This window comes from Streptomyces angustmyceticus (genome assembly GCF_040701845.1).
Lineage (GTDB): Bacteria > Actinomycetota > Actinomycetes > Streptomycetales > Streptomycetaceae > Streptomyces > Streptomyces angustmyceticus_A.
Genome location: NZ_JBFBHQ010000005.1, coordinates 184400 through 200625 on the forward strand (window position 1 = coordinate 184400; position 16226 = coordinate 200625).

Annotated in this window: 13 protein-coding genes and 1 tRNA gene; 11 read left to right on the forward strand and 3 right to left on the reverse strand. The window is 72.1% G+C overall.

Going from position 1 to position 16226, the window contains the following annotated elements; all coding sequences use genetic code 11:
• Positions 1-50 precede the first annotated feature (50 nt).
• From AB0411_RS14085 to AB0411_RS14130, 10 genes are all read left to right on the forward strand, one after another.
• Positions 51-1172 carry a TIGR03364 family FAD-dependent oxidoreductase gene (locus AB0411_RS14085; protein WP_366417546.1) on the forward strand — a complete coding sequence of 374 codons (1122 nt, stop codon included), beginning with the start codon at positions 51-53 and terminating at the stop codon, positions 1170-1172.
• 116 nt (positions 1173-1288) lie between these two features.
• Positions 1289-1942 (forward strand): HAD family hydrolase, encoded by a 654-nt coding sequence (locus AB0411_RS14090; RefSeq protein ID WP_366417807.1) that lies wholly within the window; start codon positions 1289-1291, stop codon positions 1940-1942.
• 1 nt (position 1943) lies between these two features.
• Positions 1944-3104, forward strand: a complete 1161-nt coding sequence (locus AB0411_RS14095) for an ABC transporter ATP-binding protein (protein ID WP_366417547.1) — start codon at positions 1944-1946, stop codon at positions 3102-3104.
• A complete protein-coding gene (locus tag AB0411_RS14100) occupies positions 3097-4065 on the forward strand; it encodes a 2-aminoethylphosphonate ABC transporter permease subunit (protein ID WP_366417548.1) in 969 nt (322 codons plus the stop codon). Before AB0411_RS14095 ends, AB0411_RS14100 begins: the two co-directional genes overlap by 8 nt.
• Entirely contained in the window at positions 4052-4849 is a 798-nt protein-coding gene (locus tag AB0411_RS14105; protein ID WP_366417549.1) for an ABC transporter permease, read from the forward strand. The genes AB0411_RS14100 and AB0411_RS14105 overlap by 14 nt, the downstream gene beginning before the upstream one ends.
• Before the next feature lie 40 nt (positions 4850-4889).
• Complete coding sequence (locus tag AB0411_RS14110) at positions 4890-5966, forward strand: 2-aminoethylphosphonate ABC transporter substrate-binding protein (RefSeq protein ID WP_366417550.1); 1077 nt, start codon at positions 4890-4892, stop codon at positions 5964-5966.
• Between the two features lie 180 nt (positions 5967-6146).
• The gene (locus tag AB0411_RS14115; protein ID WP_159481033.1) at positions 6147-6926 is read left to right on the forward strand and encodes an HAD-IIA family hydrolase; all 780 of its coding nucleotides are present in this window, start codon (positions 6147-6149) and stop codon (positions 6924-6926) included.
• A 294-nt stretch (positions 6927-7220) separates the two neighbouring features.
• Entirely contained in the window at positions 7221-7706 is a 486-nt protein-coding gene (locus AB0411_RS14120; RefSeq protein ID WP_366417551.1) for a hypothetical protein, read from the forward strand.
• On the forward strand, positions 7696-8616 hold the full coding sequence (locus AB0411_RS14125) for a class F sortase (protein ID WP_366417552.1): 921 nt from the start codon (positions 7696-7698) through the stop codon (positions 8614-8616). Before AB0411_RS14120 ends, AB0411_RS14125 begins: the two co-directional genes overlap by 11 nt.
• Before the next feature lie 143 nt (positions 8617-8759).
• Entirely contained in the window at positions 8760-9839 is a 1080-nt protein-coding gene (locus tag AB0411_RS14130) for a glycoside hydrolase family 6 protein (protein ID WP_366417553.1), read from the forward strand.
• A gap of 168 nt (positions 9840-10007) precedes the next feature.
• Here AB0411_RS14130 and AB0411_RS14135 read toward each other — a convergent pair whose 3' ends face one another.
• From AB0411_RS14135 to AB0411_RS14145, 3 genes are all read right to left on the reverse strand, one after another.
• Positions 10008-11960 (reverse strand): kelch motif-containing protein, encoded by a 1953-nt coding sequence (locus AB0411_RS14135; RefSeq protein WP_366417554.1) that lies wholly within the window; start codon positions 11958-11960, stop codon positions 10008-10010.
• A complete protein-coding gene (locus AB0411_RS14140; RefSeq protein ID WP_366417555.1) occupies positions 11957-14050 on the reverse strand; it encodes a glycosyltransferase family 2 protein in 2094 nt (697 codons plus the stop codon). The genes AB0411_RS14135 and AB0411_RS14140 overlap by 4 nt, the downstream gene beginning before the upstream one ends.
• Positions 14051-15273: 1223 nt before the next feature.
• Positions 15274-15347 (reverse strand) — tRNA-Lys (locus AB0411_RS14145).
• A gap of 457 nt (positions 15348-15804) precedes the next feature.
• Between AB0411_RS14145 and AB0411_RS14150 the strand changes: the two genes are divergently transcribed.
• Positions 15805-16224 (forward strand): SsgA family sporulation/cell division regulator, encoded by a 420-nt coding sequence (locus AB0411_RS14150; protein WP_223660173.1) that lies wholly within the window; start codon positions 15805-15807, stop codon positions 16222-16224.
• Positions 16225-16226: the final 2 nt, after the last annotated feature.

The following is a 16226-nucleotide window of genomic DNA, read 5'->3' on the forward strand; positions in this document are numbered from 1 at the left end:
GTCGCCGGAGGGCCCCCGCCGGGTCATCCACCGCCACGACCGTCTGGGGCATGCGAGTCATAGTTGTCGGAGCGGGCGTGCTGGGAACCATGCACGCCTGGCACGCAGTCGAGCGGGGCCATGACGTCCTGCACATCGAGCGGGAGGACGAGGCCCGCGGCGCCTCGGTCCGTAACTTCGGGCAGATCTGGATCAGCGGCCGGGCCGGCGGCGAGGAGCTGGCGACCGCGCTGCGCGCCCGCGAGCTGTGGGAGGGCATCGGCGCCCGCGTCCCCGCGCTCGGCTTCCGGGCCATCGGCTCGCTGACCGTCGTCAAGAACGCCGCCGAACTCGCCGTCGCCGAGGCCGCCGCCCGCCGCCCCGACGCCGCCGCCCGCGGCTACCGGCTGGTGGACCCCGGCGAGGCGCGGCGGATCAACCCCGCCCTGCGCGGCGGGTTCGCCGGTGCGCTGTGGTGCGAGCGGGACGCCGCCGTCGAACCGCGCACCGCCCAACGCGCCCTGAAGTCGGCGCTGCTGGAATCCGGCCGCTACACCTACCTCGGTGGCCGCGAGGTCCGCGAGGTGACCGGCGAGCGCGGCGTACGCGACGACCACGGCGACCTGCACCGCGGCGACGCCGTCGTCCTGTGCACCGGCGCCTGGCTCGGCGGCCTGGTCCGGGAGCTGGTCCCCGACCTGCCGGTGCGCCGGGTGCGGCTGCAGATGATGCAGACCGATCCGCTCGGCGAACCGCTGACCACCTCCGTCGCCGACGCCGACAGCTTCCGCTACTACCCGGCGTACCGCGGCGACGCCCTGGACGCGCTCGACGCGGGCCAGGCACAGACGCCGACCGCCGCCGCGCACAGGATGCAGCTGCTGATGGTCCAGCGCGCCGACGGCGGACTGACCATCGGCGACACCCACGAATACGCGACGCCGTTCGCCTTCGACACGGTCGAGGAGCCCTACGAGCACCTGACCGGCGTCGTCGAATCGATCCTGGGCCGCCCGCTGCCCCGGATCCGCCACCGCTGGGCCGGGGTCTACGCACAGTGCACCGACACCACCCGCGTGGTGCACCGCCAGCAGGCCCGCGACGGCGTCTGGCTGGTCACCGGGCCCGGCGGCCGCGGCATGACCTGTTCCCCGGCAATCGCCGAGACCACCGCGAACGAACTGGGCTGGTGAGTGAGTTGACCGACCACCGTGCGACGAGCGACCGCACCGAGAACGCCGACAACGCCCGCACCACGGACCTTGACGGCCACCCCGACCCCACCGCCACCGAGCTGATCGTCCTCGACATGGCCGGCACCACCGTCGCCGACGGCGGGCTGGTCGAGCAGGCCTTCGACGTGGCCGCCCGCCACCTGGGCGTCGCACCGGGCAGCGCCGACCACGCCGAGAAGCTCGCCCACGTACGCGCCACCATGGGCGAGTCCAAGATCTCCGTCTTCCGCCACCTCTTCGGCGACGAGGCCGCCGCCCGGCGCGCCAACGCCGCCTTCGAGACGGCCTACGGCGAACTGGTCGACGGCGGACGGATCGCGCCGGTCGCCGGCGCGCGCGAGGCCATCGAGGCGCTGCGGGCGGCCGGCCGCACCGTCGTGCTCTCCACCGGCTTCGCCCGGGTCACCCAGGACGCCATCCTCGGCGCCCTCGGCTGGCAGGACCTGGCCGCGCTCACCCTGTGCCCGGCCGAGGCGGGCGGCCGCGGCCGTCCCTACCCCGACATGGTCCTCACCGCGCTGCTGCGCACCCGCGCCACCGACTCCGTGCGGCGGATCGCGGTGGCCGGCGACACCTCGTACGACATGCTCTCCGGGCGGCGGGCCGGGGCCTCGGTCGTCGCGGGCGTGCTGACCGGTGCGCACGACCGGGCGCAGCTGGCGGCGGCCGGCGCCACCCACATCCTGGGCTCGGTCGCCGAACTTCCCGCGCTGCTGGGAGTGGTGTGAGATGCCGGCCCCCGCCACCGCGACGCCCGGCCGCACCGCAGGACCGCCCGCCGCCCAGTCCCCGCCCCCGTCGGGCATCCGCTTCGACCAGGTCTCCGTCGCCTACGGCAAGCACGGCGAGCACACCGTCCTGGACTCCTTCGACCTGACCGTCGAACCGGGAGAGGTGATGGCCCTGCTCGGCCCGTCCGGCTCCGGCAAGACCACCGCGCTGCGGGCGGTCGCCGGATTCGTGCGGCCCGCCTCGGGGCGGGTGCTGATCGGCGGCCGGGACGTCACCGGACTGCCGCCCCACCGGCGCGGCATCGGCATGGTCGTCCAGCAGTACGCGCTGTTCCCGCACATGAAGGTCGCCGAGAACGTCGCCTTCGGCCTCAAGGCGCACCGGACGCCGCGCGCCGAGATCCCCGGCCGGGTCGCCGAGGCGCTGGAGATGACCGGCATGGCCGCCTACGCCGGCCGGCACCCGCGGGAGCTGTCCGGCGGACAGCAGCAGCGGGTCGCCATCGCGCGGGCGCTCGCCATCCGCCCCGGCGTGCTGCTGCTGGACGAACCGCTGTCCGCGCTCGACGCCCAGCTGCGCTCGGGCATGCTCGCCGAACTCGCCCGCCTGCACCGCGAACTGCCCGAGGTGTCGATCCTCTACGTCACCCACGACCAGGTCGAGGCGCTGACGCTGGCCGACCGGATCGCGGTGCTGGACCGGGCCCGGCTGCAGGACTGCGGCACCCCGCAGCAGCTCTACCGCCGCCCGCGCACCGAGTTCACCGCCGCCTTCGTCGGCACCGCCAACCTGCTGCCGGTGACGGTGCGCGGCGACGGGGTCGACTTCGCCGGCCGGACGCTGCCCGTGCCCCCCGGAGACGGTCTGGCCGAGGGCGCCGCCGCCACCCTCTGCCTGCGCCCGCACCGCGTCGGCCTCGGCGAGAGCCCGCACGGCGGCGGCCGGGACACCACCCTGCGCGGCACGCTCACCGACGTGCAGTGGCGCGGCTCGACGCACCGCCTGTACGCGGCGGTCGGCGGCCACCGCGTCCTGGCCGATGTGCCCGAACTGCGCACGCCACCGGCGCCCGGCGAGGAGATATCCCTGCACTTCGCCTCCGAGGACGCGGTCCTCATCCCGGCGGGACGCGCCGAGGACGGGGCGCCGCATGTCTAGGACCAAAACGGCGGGGGAGACCGGGAGGGCCGGGACGACGGTGACGGCCGGGCCGGTCCCGGCCACGGCCCCTGCCCGCCGCACGGCCCACCCCCGCCGCACCGGTGCCGCCCTCTGGGCCCTGCCCCCCGTCGCCGCCCTCGCCCTGGTCTTCCTCCACCCCCTGGCCCTGGTGGTGTGGCAGTCCTTCAGCCCCGAGGACGGCGGCCACTCCACCGCCCCCTACGCCACGGTCCTCGCCGAGGCCTCCTTCCGCGAGGCGCTGACGAACACCGTGCTGATCGCCGTCGGCGCCACCGCGGGCGCCCTGCTCCTCGGGCCGGCCCTCTCCCTCGTCATCGCCTTCGTGCCGTTGCCCGGCGGCAGGGCGCTCAGCCGCTTCATCGACCTCTTCCTCGCCTTCCCCTCCTTCCTGATCACCCTCGCCCTGCTGTTCCTCTACGGCAGCGTCGGCATGGCCAACGGCCTGTGGACGGACCTGACCGGAGCCGCCCACGGGCCGCTGGACTTCCTGCACACCCCCTGGGGCGTCCTGCTGGCGGAGGTCACCTACTTCACCCCGTTCGTGATGCGCCCGCTGCTCGCCGCCTTCTCGCAGGTGGAGACCGGGCAGGTGGAGGCCGCCGCCTCGCTCGGCGCCCGGCCGTGGCGGATCGTGCGGACGGTGATCCTGCCGGAGGCGCTGCCCTCGCTCGCGGCGGGCGGCGCGCTGGTGCTCGTGCTGTGCCTCAACGAGTTCGGGATCGTCCTGTTCACCGGGGCCAAGGACGTCGTCACCCTGCCGGTGCTCGTCTACACCAAGGCCATCCTCGACGGCGACTACACCGGTGCCTGCGTCGTCGCCGTCGTCAACGTCGTGCTGTCCGTCGCGCTCTACGCCCTCTACCGGACGCTGATGTCCCGTACGGGCGGCGGCGCGCGCCCGCGCACAGGAGGTGCATCCGACCGTGCTGGTGCATAGCAGGGCCGCCCGCCGGGCCGTCCACCTCCTCTTCCTCGTCCTCTTCCTGCCCCTCTTCGCCCTGCCGCTGCTGGTGATCGTCGCCGCGTCCTTCGCGAGCAACTGGAGCGGCGCCCTGCCCTCCGGCGCGACCCTGGCGCACTACCGGGACCTCGCCCGCGGCGATGCGCCGGGCGCCCTGCTCACCAGCGTGCTGACCGCCCTCGCGGCGAGCCTCGCCGCACTCACCGCGGGCACCTGGGCGGCCCTGGCCGCCGAGAAGCTCGGCCGCCGCGCCCGCCGGCTCCTCGACGGGCTGTTCCTGCTCCCCGTCGCCGTCCCCTCCGTGGTCGTCGGCCTGTCCCTCCTCGTGGCCTTCTCCCGGCCGCCGTTCCTGCTCAACGGCACTCCCCAGATCGTGATCATCGCCCACACGGTGCTGGTCACCGCCTTCGCCCACCAGTCCGTGACGGCCGCGCTGGCCCGCCTCGACCCGGCGTACGAACAGAGCGCGGCCGGCCTCGGCGCCCGCCCCGCCCGCGTCCTGTGGCGGGTCAAGCTCCCCCTGCTGCTGCCGTCCCTCACCGCCGCGGCGGGCCTGTGCTTCGCCCTGTCCATGGGCGAGCTGAGCGCCACGATGATGATCTATCCCCCGGACTGGCTGCCGCTGCCCGTCCAGATCTTCGCCGCCACCGACCGCGGCTCCCTCTTCACCGGTGCCGCACTGGCGGTGGCCCTGATGGCCACCACCCTGCTCGTGCTGCTCGGCGTCTCCCGTATCCGCACCAAGGCCTCCTACCGCTGACCTCCCGAATCCCCTTGCGCTCACCAGGAGTTACCCCGCCATGTCCCAGTCCGGCACCCGCCCCTTCCGCAAGCCGCTCGCCGCCTGCTGCGGCGCCCTCGTCCTCGGCGCCCCGCTCACCGCCTGCGGCGCCTCCACCGCCGACCCCCACGCCAAGGAGATCACCGTCTACAGCGCCGACGGCCTCAAGAGCGAGCAGGGCGACGGCTTCTACGACACGGTCTTCAAGGACTTCGAGAAGAAGACCGGCATCAAGGTCGACTACGTCGAGTCCGGCTCCGGCGCGGCCGTCCAGCGCCTCGCCCGCGAACGGGCCAACACCAAGGCGGACGTGGTCGTCACCCTCCCGCCGTTCATCCAGCAGGCCGACGGCAAGGGCCTGTTGGACGCCTACCGCCCCGAGGGCGCGGACCGGGTCGCCGCCGCGGACAAGGACCCGTCCGGCAAGTGGACCTCGATCGTGAACAACTACTTCTGCTTCATCTACAACAACAAGGAGCTGAAGCAGCCCCCCGCCACCTGGCAGGACCTGCTGGACGCCAAGTTCAGGAACAAGCTCCAGTACTCCACGCCCGGCGTCGCCGGCGACGGCACCGCCGTGCTCATCAAGGCCCTGCACGACTTCGGCGGCCGGGGCCCGGCCCTGTCCTTCCTCAAGAAGCTCCAGGCCAACAACGTCGGCCCGTCCTCCTCCACCGGCCAGCTCGCCCCCAAGACCGACAAGGGCGAACTCCTGGTGGCCAACGGCGACGTCCAGATGAACTACGCCAACATGCAGTCGATGCCGCACCAGGGCATCTTCTTCCCCGCCGCCCGCCCCGGCGCCGAGCCCACCACCTTCGCCCTCCCGTACGCGGCCGGCCTGGTCAAGAACGCCCCGCACCCCGCCAACGCCCAGAAGTTCCTGGACTACCTGCTCTCCGCCCCCGTCCAGCGCCAGGTCTCCTCAGTGGGCGGCGGCTTCCCCGCCCGCACCGACATCGACCCCGCCGACCCCCACGCCACCGCCCTCGCCAAGATCATGAAAAACGTCAAGATCTTCCACCCGGACTGGAAGTCCATCGACAAGAACCTGGCCGCTTATGTGGCGGCGTGGAAGGGGGCCACCGGGGGCTGAGGGGGCCGGGTGCGGCGCGGCGGACGATCCCGGGTGAGCGGCGGGGGTCAGGGGTCGGGCCTGCTGACTTAGGGTGGGGGCGTCGGCCGTACGTACGACGTGTGGGGCACCCGCGTGGGCCACGACGCGTGCGGGAGTCGGCCGGCGCCCCTGGTCATCACGTACGGCAGGAGTCCGGCAGTGGCAGAGCGCAAGCCGATCGAGTCATGGCTCACCGACATGGACGGCGTCCTGATGCACGAGGGCATTCCGGTCCCCGGGGCGGACGCCTTCATCAAGCGGCTGCGCGAGTCGGGCAAACCCTTCCTCGTGCTGACCAACAACTCCATCTACACCCCGCGTGACCTGCACGCCCGCCTGAACCGCATCGGGCTGGACGTGCCGTGGGAGTCGATCTGGACGTCCGCGCTGGCCACCGCCCAGTTCCTGGACGACCAGCGGCCCGGCGGCACCGCGTACGTCATCGGGGAGGCGGGCCTGACCACCGCCCTGCACGACATCGGCTACGTCCTGACCGACCACTCCCCGGACTACGTCGTCCTCGGCGAGACCCGCACCTACAGCTTCGAGGCGCTGACGAAGGCGATCCGGCTGATCAACGAAGGGGCCCGGTTCATCGCCACCAACCCCGACGAGACCGGCCCCTCCCCGCAGGGTGCGCTGCCCGCGACCGGCTCGGTGGCCGCGCTGATCACCAAGGCGACGGGCGTCGACCCGTACTTCGTCGGCAAGCCCAACCCGCTGATGATGCGGCACGGGCTCAACGTCATCGGCGCCCATTCCGAGACCTCGGCGATGATCGGCGACCGGATGGACACCGATGTGCTGGCCGGTCTGGAGGCGGGCATGGAGACCTTCCTCGTCCTGACCGGACTGACCCGCCCCGAGGAGGTCGACCGGCACCCGTTCCGGCCGTCCCGTGTCGTGGACTCGATCGCGGACCTGATCGACCTGGTGTGAGCGGGGGAGCGGGGCGAGTGCCGGGAGGGGCGCGGGGGCCGGCGGTGTGAGCGGGGCCGCCGGCGTCGTGGGCCGAGGAGGGGCAGGGCGGGACCCGGGAGCGTCGCGGGCCCGGGCGCCTCATGCTCCCGACGCCCCTGACTGGCCCCGATGCCGCGGGCACCCACTCGAACGGCGCAGCCGCGGACCGCACCGGATGCGGCCGGGCTCGCGCGGGCGGACCTTCGGAGTTATCGGAGGTTCACCATGCGCTCACGGCAACTTGCTCTCTGTGCCGCGGTCGCGGCTTGCGCGGTGACGACGCCGCCCGCGTACGGCGCCGACGCGCGCGTCACCGGGACCCGAACGGTCTCCGTCACCCCCGCCCCGGCCGCCCCCGGCACCCACCCGCGCATCGTCGTCCGGCAGGGCGGTACGTGCCGCACGGTTTTCCTGGCGGGGGCCCCGGCGGGATCGGCGGAGACGGCGGAGAAGGCCGGAACGGCGGGAACGGTGGAAGCGGCGGTGCGGGTCGGCAGGCCCACCGTGGCCGCCGGCCTCTCGCCGGCGCCGGCCATGCGCCCCGCCGCGTCGGCCGTCGGCCCCGCTCCGGCGGTCCGTCCCGCTCCGGCCGTCCGTCCCGACGCGCCCGCCGAGGCCTCGCCGCGTCGCGAGCTGAGCAGTACGTCGGCGGTCGGCCTGGTGCTGGCCGGTGGCGCCATCCTGGTCATCGCGGGCCAACTGCTCCGGCTCCGGCTGCGACTGCGCCGCGAGCGGCACGGGGACGCCGATGAGCACTGAGGAACAGGGGCGGGCCGGAACAGCGGTCGGGGTGCCATCCCTGTCCGGCACCCACGGCACCCACGGCACCCACGGCCCTCCTGCCGTCACACCCGCCCCCCGACCCCGCGCGCACCCCCGGACCCGGCCCCCCAGCCACAGCCACCCCCGCACCCGCGCGCACCTGCGGGCCCGGCCCCCCGCCCCCGCCCCCGGCCGTGGCCCCGGCTCCACCACCGGAAAGCTTCTCGCCGGGGTGGCCTGGGCCGTGCTGTTGCTGGGGCTGTGGTTGTGGGGGCGCGACCTGGCGGACGGGGTGGCCGCGCGGCTCGCCACGACCGGTGATGTCGCCGCCGCGGGGCGCCCGTTGGGCCGCCAGGCGCCTCCGCATGCGCACGCGCCGGTGCCCGCCGCCGCGAACGCGGAGCCCGTGGGCCTCACCATCGACGCACTCGGCATCCGGGAGGGCGGCATCGCCGCACGCGACCTCGACGCACACGGTCTTCCCAGCCCGCCCCCGGACACCTCCCCGGACCTCGTCGGCTGGTACGCCGGAGGGCCGCGGCCGGGCGAGGCGGGCGCGGCGCTGCTGGTGGGCCGGGCCGGCGCCGACCGCGACCCGGGGGCCCGGCGGGACGTCGTCCACCGGCTGACGGCCCTCGCGCCGGGGGAGCGGGTGGACATCCAGCGGTCCGACGGCACCACCGCGCGCTTCGCCGTCGAGGACGTCCAGCTCTACGACCGTGACCGGTTCGACGCCCGTAAGGCCTGCGCCGCACGCGACCGGGGCCGTTCCGAACTCCGGCTGATCGTCGACGCCGGCCGCGGCGCCCGGGCCGGCGAGGCCGCACGCGGCGGCGGGTCCTCGAACGTCGTCGTGGTGTCGGCCTACTTGACGTCCCTTCACAAGGCGGACGCAGCAGGCCGCTGAATCATCACCGACGCCGTTCGTCAAGCGTCTTAGCAGCCTGTGGACAGCCCCTCCACAGGCCGGCCCCGGGCAAAAGGCCGTGTGCCACGATGGGCAGGTCGGCGGTCCCCGCCGGCGGTGCCCGAGTGTGCGAGGGGGAGTGGATGTACGGCGATCTGCGACGGATGGCCGGGGTCGGTCCGCCGGGCGGACCCCGCGACGGCCGGCGGCGCACCGCGCATGCCGGGGCGGCATCGGCAACGGCAGCCGTGGGGGCACTGGCGCTGCTGCTGCTCGCCGGCTGCTCCTCGCCCGGCGACGGCGGCGGCAGCGTTCCGTCCAAGCCGGGCCAACGCCCCAAGTCCGTCGCGCCGTTCTGGGTCAACCCGGACAGCAAGGCGGCCCGCCAGGTGTCCGACTTCGGTGACGAGGGCAAGACCGCCGACGCGCGCCTGGCCAACAAGATCGCGGCGCAGCCGGTCGCGGAGTGGATAGGCGTCGACGACCCGGAGGGCGAGGCACGGGGCTTCACCCAGGCCGCCGCCAAGGCCGACCGCGAGGCGCTGCTCGTTCTCTACAACATCCCGCACCGCGACTGCGGCCGCTACTCCCAGGGCGGCGCCGCCGACGGCAACGCGTACCGGTCCTGGCTGGACGGCGTACTCAAGGGTATCGGTGACCGCGCCACCACCGTCATCCTGGAACCCGACGCCCTCCCGCACATCGCGGACAAGTGCACCCCGCAGCAGTTCCACGAGGAGCGCTACGCCCTGCTGTCGGAGGCGGTCGGCAAGCTCAAGGCGCTGCCGCACACCAAGGTCTATCTGGACGCCGGCAACCCGCACTGGATCAAGGACGCGGGCCGGCTGGTCGAACCCCTCAAGCGGGCGGGCATCGACCGCGCCGACGGCTTCGCGCTGAACATCTCCAACTACCAGACCACCGCGGAGAACACGAAGTACGGCAAGCGGCTGTCGGCCATGGTCGGCGGCAAGCCCTTCGTCATCGACACCAGCCGCAACGGCAACGGTCCGGCCCCCGGCGGCGACGACCCGGAGAACTGGTGCAACCCGCCCGGCCGCGCCCTGGGCACCCCGCCGACCACCAAGACCGACGACCCCCTGATAGCCGCCTACCTGTGGATCAAGCGTCCCGGAGAGTCGGACGGCACCTGCAAGGGCGGCCCCAAGGCGGGCACCTGGTGGCCCGAGTACGCCCTGGGGCTGGCCCGCAGCGCGGAATAGCGCCAGACCGTCCGCCCGGCCCGGCGGCCGCGCTCCCGCGTCGGGGCGCCGGGCCGTCGTCCCCGCGCCGGCCGCGGCCGGCCGCCGTCACGGCCGGCGGGAGGGCGCACCCGAGGCGAGCCCTCCCGCTCCCGGCCCCTCCCGGGCCGCTGGGGCGTACGCGGCCGTCTACGCGCGCCCCGCCGTGACCTTCACCCACACCGCCTTCGACGGGGTGCCGTGTCCGTCGACCGCGTTCAGCATGTACCAGCCGGGCGGTACCAGCGACGGGTCCTTGGGCAGGGTGACCGTCACCCCGTTCCCGTCCTTGGCCACCGTGAAGTCCAGGGCGATCGAGCGCTGTTCGACGTTGGTGACATGGGTGAACGAGCCGGGGCGCATCAGCCGCATCTTCTTGATGCCGGAGGCGTGCGGGGCGGCGTAGGCCGTGCTGCTGCCCAGGGAGAGCGTCTTCGGGCCCTGGTCCGTCAGTTCGGGGCGCGACTTCCGGTAGAGGTACGGCGGGGTGTAGAGGTCGATCTGCTGCTGGAAGACACCCGGCTTGGTGTTGTCCTTGTCGGCGTAGAGCGAGTCGGAGCCGAAGGTCATCACCCGGCCGTCGGGCAGCAGCAGCGCTCCGGAGTGGTAGTTGCGGCCCACCAGCGGGTCGGCCACCTGGCGGGCGGAGTTGGTGGACGGGTCGTACAGCTCCGCCTTGAGGATGTTGGAGTCGCTGCGGCCGCGGTAGTCACCGGAGCCGTTCGTGGTCAGCACGGTGTCGTCCGGCATGATCACGCTGCTCGGGTAGCGGGCCTTCGCATACAGCGGCGGCCCGTCCTTGAAGCGCGGCGACGGGGCGTGCAGGTCCACGATGCGGGTCTTGTCGGTGGACTTCGGGTCCTCGCCGACACCGCCCCCGCCCAGCACCATGTACCGCTGTTCCTGGGCCGGCGGCAGCAGCACCGACATCGATGTCTCCAGGATCTTCGGGTCGCTCATCCCGGGCACGACCTGGAACTTGTTGGACTTCAGGTCCCAGATGCCGGGCGTGCGGCCGATGTTGTCCGGGCCGTAGCCGGCGTTGGAGCCGGTGTAGAAGATCCGGCCCTGGTCGGTGAGGAAGAGCGCCGGGTAGGTCGGGAAGAAGCGCCGCTTGGGCAGGTAGGTCCACTTCTTCGTCTTCGGGTCGTAGATCTCCTGCTTGCCGGGGACGACCTGCCCGATCTCGTCCAGCCCGGAGACGGAGAGGACCTTGCCGTCCTGCAGGCTGGTGAGCGTCGGATACCAGCGGGCCTCGTTCATCGGGTCCACGGGGACGTAGCGCTCGGCCACCGGGTCGAACTCGAAGGAGTCCTTGATCCCCTGGAAGTCCTTCTTGTCGAACGACAGCTTCTGGGCGATGCCGTAGAAGTTGTGGGCGTCCGCGCCGGTCAGGCCGTGGATCCGGTAGTTGTCCTGGGATCCCGTGGAGTGCGAGCGGCCGTCCTTGAGAGCCTCGACGTAGACCCGGGCCTCACTGTGGACCACGGTGACCTTGCCGGTCGCCGGGTCGGTCTTCTTCTTCGCCCGGGGCACCACGACGGGGTCCTTGGAGGTGAAGCTCTTGCCGTTCTTCTTGCCGGTGAACAGCGTGCCGGCCGGGAACGTCTTCGGGCCGTCCGGGTCCTCGTTGTAGACGATCATGAGGCCGCCGGCCTTCTTCACATCGCCGTTGAGCTTCTCGTAGCGCTGGGTGCCGCCGGCCACCAGCAGCTTGCCGTCCGGGAGCTGGGTGTGCCCGGAGCAGAAGAGGTCCTTGGGCGTGGGGATGTTCTTGAAGGTGTTCTTCTCCGGATCCCACAGGACCGTACGGAACGACTTGGCCCGGAAGTTCGCCGCGTTGTTGCCGGAGCCCGCGACCAGCAGCACCTTGCCGGTGTGCAGCAGGGCCGCGTGGATGGTGTTGATGCGGTACTTGTCCGGTACGTCGACGGCGTCCCAGTGGCCGTTCGCCGCCTTGTACTCGGGCTTGTTGATCTCGTACTGGTGGTACTGCGCCGAAGCGAAGCTGTAGAGGGCCGGCCCGTTCATCGCGGCCAGTGCGAGCACCACCGCCGTCGCTATCGTCACTCTGCGGGTGCGACGGCTCGGACGGTACTTCATGTGTGACGTCCCCCAAGGGCGATCTGCAGGGTCTGTTCGGCGGTAAGAGCCGGGTCGGCGGCACGGTCGGCCGCCTGGTCGGTGGCCTGGCCATGGGCCTGGCCGCGGGCCGGGTCAGGGCCCACGGGCGGGTCGGCGGGCGGATCGGCCGGCTGGTCCCCCGCCCGGCCGGCGGCCCGGGCGACGGTGGGCACGGCACCGGCCGCGGCCCCGTCCGCGGCACCGGCCGTGCCACTCGCGTCACCCCCGGCGTCGGCACCACCGGCAGCGGCGCCCGCACCGCCGGCGGCCTCCTTCCGCTTGCGCTCCTCGCCCCGTACGGACATCCGCCAGGCGATGATCGGCGCGGCGGTGATCAGCATCGCGAGGGTGGCCCAGGTGACCATCGCCGGATGGCTGTGCCCCAGCACGAACGAGGCGACCAGCGAGCCGCCGAAGACGAGAAGGAAGAACAGGTGCACCCGGAACGTCCCGAAGAGGGTGTCCGGGCTGGAGGAGTCGCCCTTCGGCGTGACCACGAACTTGCTCTTGCGGCGCAGCACCGTGTCGAACAGCGACCGGGCGTAGATCGGCGCGGACAGCGCGGACATCACCATGCCGGCGACCCCGCCGGAGCCCTCGGGCTCGTGCGGCGAGACGTTGTGCCGGCGGTTCCAGATGTACAGGCCGATCTGCAGTGCCGAGGCATTGCCGTAGAGCATCATCCACACCGCGGGATCGATCTGCACACCCGAGGCCCCCAGGCCCAGGAACAGCGCACAACTGAGCGCCGCCAGGATCCAGTTCAGCGCCGACATCGGGTAGAAGATCACCATCATGGTGTAGTTGAAGAGCCGTCCCGCAGGCAGGCTGAACGGCGCCTTCCAGAACTGCTTGAGGATCGTCTCGTACGTCCCGCGCGACCAGCGCAGCTGCTGGGTGAAGAAGTCGGTCCAGGCCGTGGGCCCCTCGCCGACCGCCAGTACGTCCGGGGTGTAGACCGAGCGCCACTTCTTGCCGGTCCGCGGGTTGCGGTGCCGGTGTATCTCGAAGCCGGTCGCCATGTCCTCGGTGATGGAGTCGTACAGCCCGCCGATCTGCTTCAGGGCGCTGATGCGCACGGCGTTGGAGGTGCCGACGAACATCGGCGCGCCGTAGCGGTTGCCGGCCCGCTGGATCAGGGCGTGGAAGAGGAACTGCTGGGACTCGGCGGCCTTGGTGACGAAGGTGTCGTAGTTGCCGTACACCTGCGGGCCGATGACGAAGCCGACGTCCGGGTCGCGGAAGAAGCCCAGCATCCGCTCCAGGTAGTTGGGCAGCGGGACGTGGTCGGTGTCGACGGAGGCGAAGTAGTCGTAGGCGTCGCCGTGCGCCTGCAGCCAGGCGTTGTAGTTGCCGTGCTTGGTCTTGGCGCGGTGCGGGCCCTTGGGCCGGTTCCACTCCGGGACGCCCTTGCGGCTGAAGTGGTGGACGCCCAGGCGCCGGCAGACCTCCTTGACCTCGGGGTCGTCGCCCTCGTCCAGCAGCCAGACGTGCAGCAGACCGCGGTGCCGGATCTTGACCGCCGCCTCCAGCGTCTTCGTCACCATGGCGAGGGGTTCCTTGCCCGGCACGAACGAGGTCAGGAAGGCGACGCGGGTGCCGCTCTCGGGAATGACCGGCACGGGGTCGCGGGCGACGAGGGTGGCATGGGCGTTGGACAGCACGTTCATGCACCGGAAGAACTCGATCAGCCCGATCGAGACCAGCATGACGACGTCCAGCGCCGGGAGGAAGTCGTAGGCGGGGTAGTCGCGTTCGGTCCAGTGGCTCGGCTGCATCAGCCAGACCAGCAGCCCGAACGAGACCAGCGGCGCGGCGCCGAGCAGCAGGGCCGCCCGTATGCGGTGCGGTTCGTCCGCGAGCATCGAGCGGTAGCGGACCGTGTAGGGCTTGTCCGGGTCGGGCCGGGTGAGCGGCCCGGCCAGCCGGCTGTAGTGCTCGTAGTCATAGCGCGGCAGCGGCTTGCGCTGCATGCGCCGCTGCCAGTGCTGGCGCGGCACGCGCAGGCGCGTCGTGGCCGACGGGTCGTACGGGCGCTGCGGCCGGGAGCCGTCAGGCGGCGACGTCATGAGTCCATCCCCCCGCACGCAGCACTTGCTGCGTGCCGTCTGTGCTGATGGCCCGAGTCCGCGGTCCCCCGCGACCGACTCGGGCGCTTTGCTGTCGGCCGCCTGCACCGTTCGGACGGTTGGCAGCCGTCCTCCGGTTGCGTATGCAACGCTGCCGCGATCCTGCCAAGCGGCGATTTCCCCGTGTTCACATCACGCCATCCGGCGTGCCCGACCGTTCCCACTCGGCTGGATGCGGTCCTCATTTCGCCGAGTTACCAGGTCAGGGTCCCTAACCGCCGTCCTGATGGCAAGAGTTGTCCAGGGAATTGTGTACGAGAGTGCGCAAGACCGGGCCGCAGGTGGCGCTGGGCACATCGCTTTGATACGGAACTGCCGCCAATTTTCCCGCCGTCAGCGGATATCAGGGCAATGGTTGCGGTGTCCTGGCTCTGGGTGTCCGGAGCAATCCAGCGCGTAAAGGGAGTGGTCCCGTACGGGTTTTGCCCGCCTCGGCCGGCCACCAACCGGCAAAGGTGAACGCCCCTTCGCGGGAACGTGGAGTGACGCATGATGGAGGGCGGGGCTGCCGCAACGCACCGAACGAACAAGCAGGTCAAGGTACTTGAGGGGAGTGCGGGTGCGGCGTGGGCCGGTGCCTGCGGGAATGCGCCGGCAGGGCGGGGGAGCGGCGGATCCGTGGTGAGTTCGCCTCGTTTGCCGGCCCCGGTGAAGTTACCTCCGCGTACGCCGATTTGGCCGAAGGTGTGGCTATTCCCCTGGGTAATCCCCCGCGGCTCCGTCTCTATTGGTGGCGGTCGACGGGGAGTACGAGGGGCGCCCCTCCCGTGGGTGGTGCTGCCGGGATTTCGATGCCCTGCGTGACGGCCTCGTCACCGGTTTGGTGAGTGGGGTGGCGGCCGCCGGGCATGGGCGGGTCCGGACCCGGGCCCGGAATGGGGGAGAGGGGGTGGCGCGACGACGCGGATTCGGGACTGGAGGGCTTGCGTGGAAAAGGAGGGGGCAGGCCGCCCCATCGGTGCGCGATCGGGTAATTACCGTTTGTGATCGCAAGGACATCGACGGTCGCCGTCGAGGGGTAGTGAGGGGGGCGCCTGAGTGGCCGAGGGCGGGTGTTGCGGGGGGGGGTGCGCCGGTCATCCATCCGGCCGACCGCGCGACCGGCCGCACGGCCCGACCACACGACTGAGGCCCCTCGCATGGCGAGGGGCCTCAGTCCTACGTGCGCCGCCAGGGACTCGAACCCCGGACCCGCTGATTAAGAGTCAGCTGCTCTAACCAACTGAGCTAGCGGCGCGCGCTGACCTGGAGAACTTTACACGAACTCCAGGGGTGCTCCGCACCGCGGCCGGGCCGCTCCGTGCGCCCGGATCGTGTGACCCAGGCCACCTGCCGCGACGTCCGTTCGGCCCGGCATACCGTACGAGAGGTTCACCCCATATGAGGCAAAAGTCCCTACGTTCGGGGACCTTCGACTGGCGGCCCGCCCGCCGTGATCTGTGAGGATCGATTTCAAGGCCTCCATGGCGGTAGATCACCAGTTGCCCCGTCAACATGCGATATGCCCTGCCGGTTGAGAGGCTGGGGCGAACGTCGGGACGAAAGAACGGAACACGCCCGGGGGTGCCGGGCCATGGCGTCCGTCACTCCTCCTCGCCCTCTTGCAACCCCACCCTCCCCAGCAACGTCTGCCAGGACGCGCGCCCCGGACCGGGTCCCCGGGACTCGCCCCTCCGTCGGAAAGGTTGATCGTCATGGTGTCGACAGCCAAGCGCACCCTTGAGATGCAGCTCCTCCTCGGGCCGGACGAAGCAGTTCCGGTGGCCGGCCGGTTCAGCTATCGCAGTGACCGCCCGTACGAGGTCGAGGTCGCGTTCATCAGTCGTGGCCAGAAGGTGGCCACCTGGCTGTTCGCCCGTGATCTGCTGTTGGCGGGGCTGCACGACGAGGCAGGTGAGGGGGACGTACGGGTGTGGCCCTTCCGCCGACCGGGGGCATCGCGCCGCGTACACATCGAGCTGTCCACCGACGACAGCGTGTGCGAGCTGTCGGTGCGCGCGATCGAGCTGACCGCCTGGCTGGAGCAGACCACGGCGATTGTCCCGCCCGGCCATGAGGACCGCTATCTCGACATGGACACCCACCTGGCCCGGCTGTTCGCCGGGAAGTGCTGATG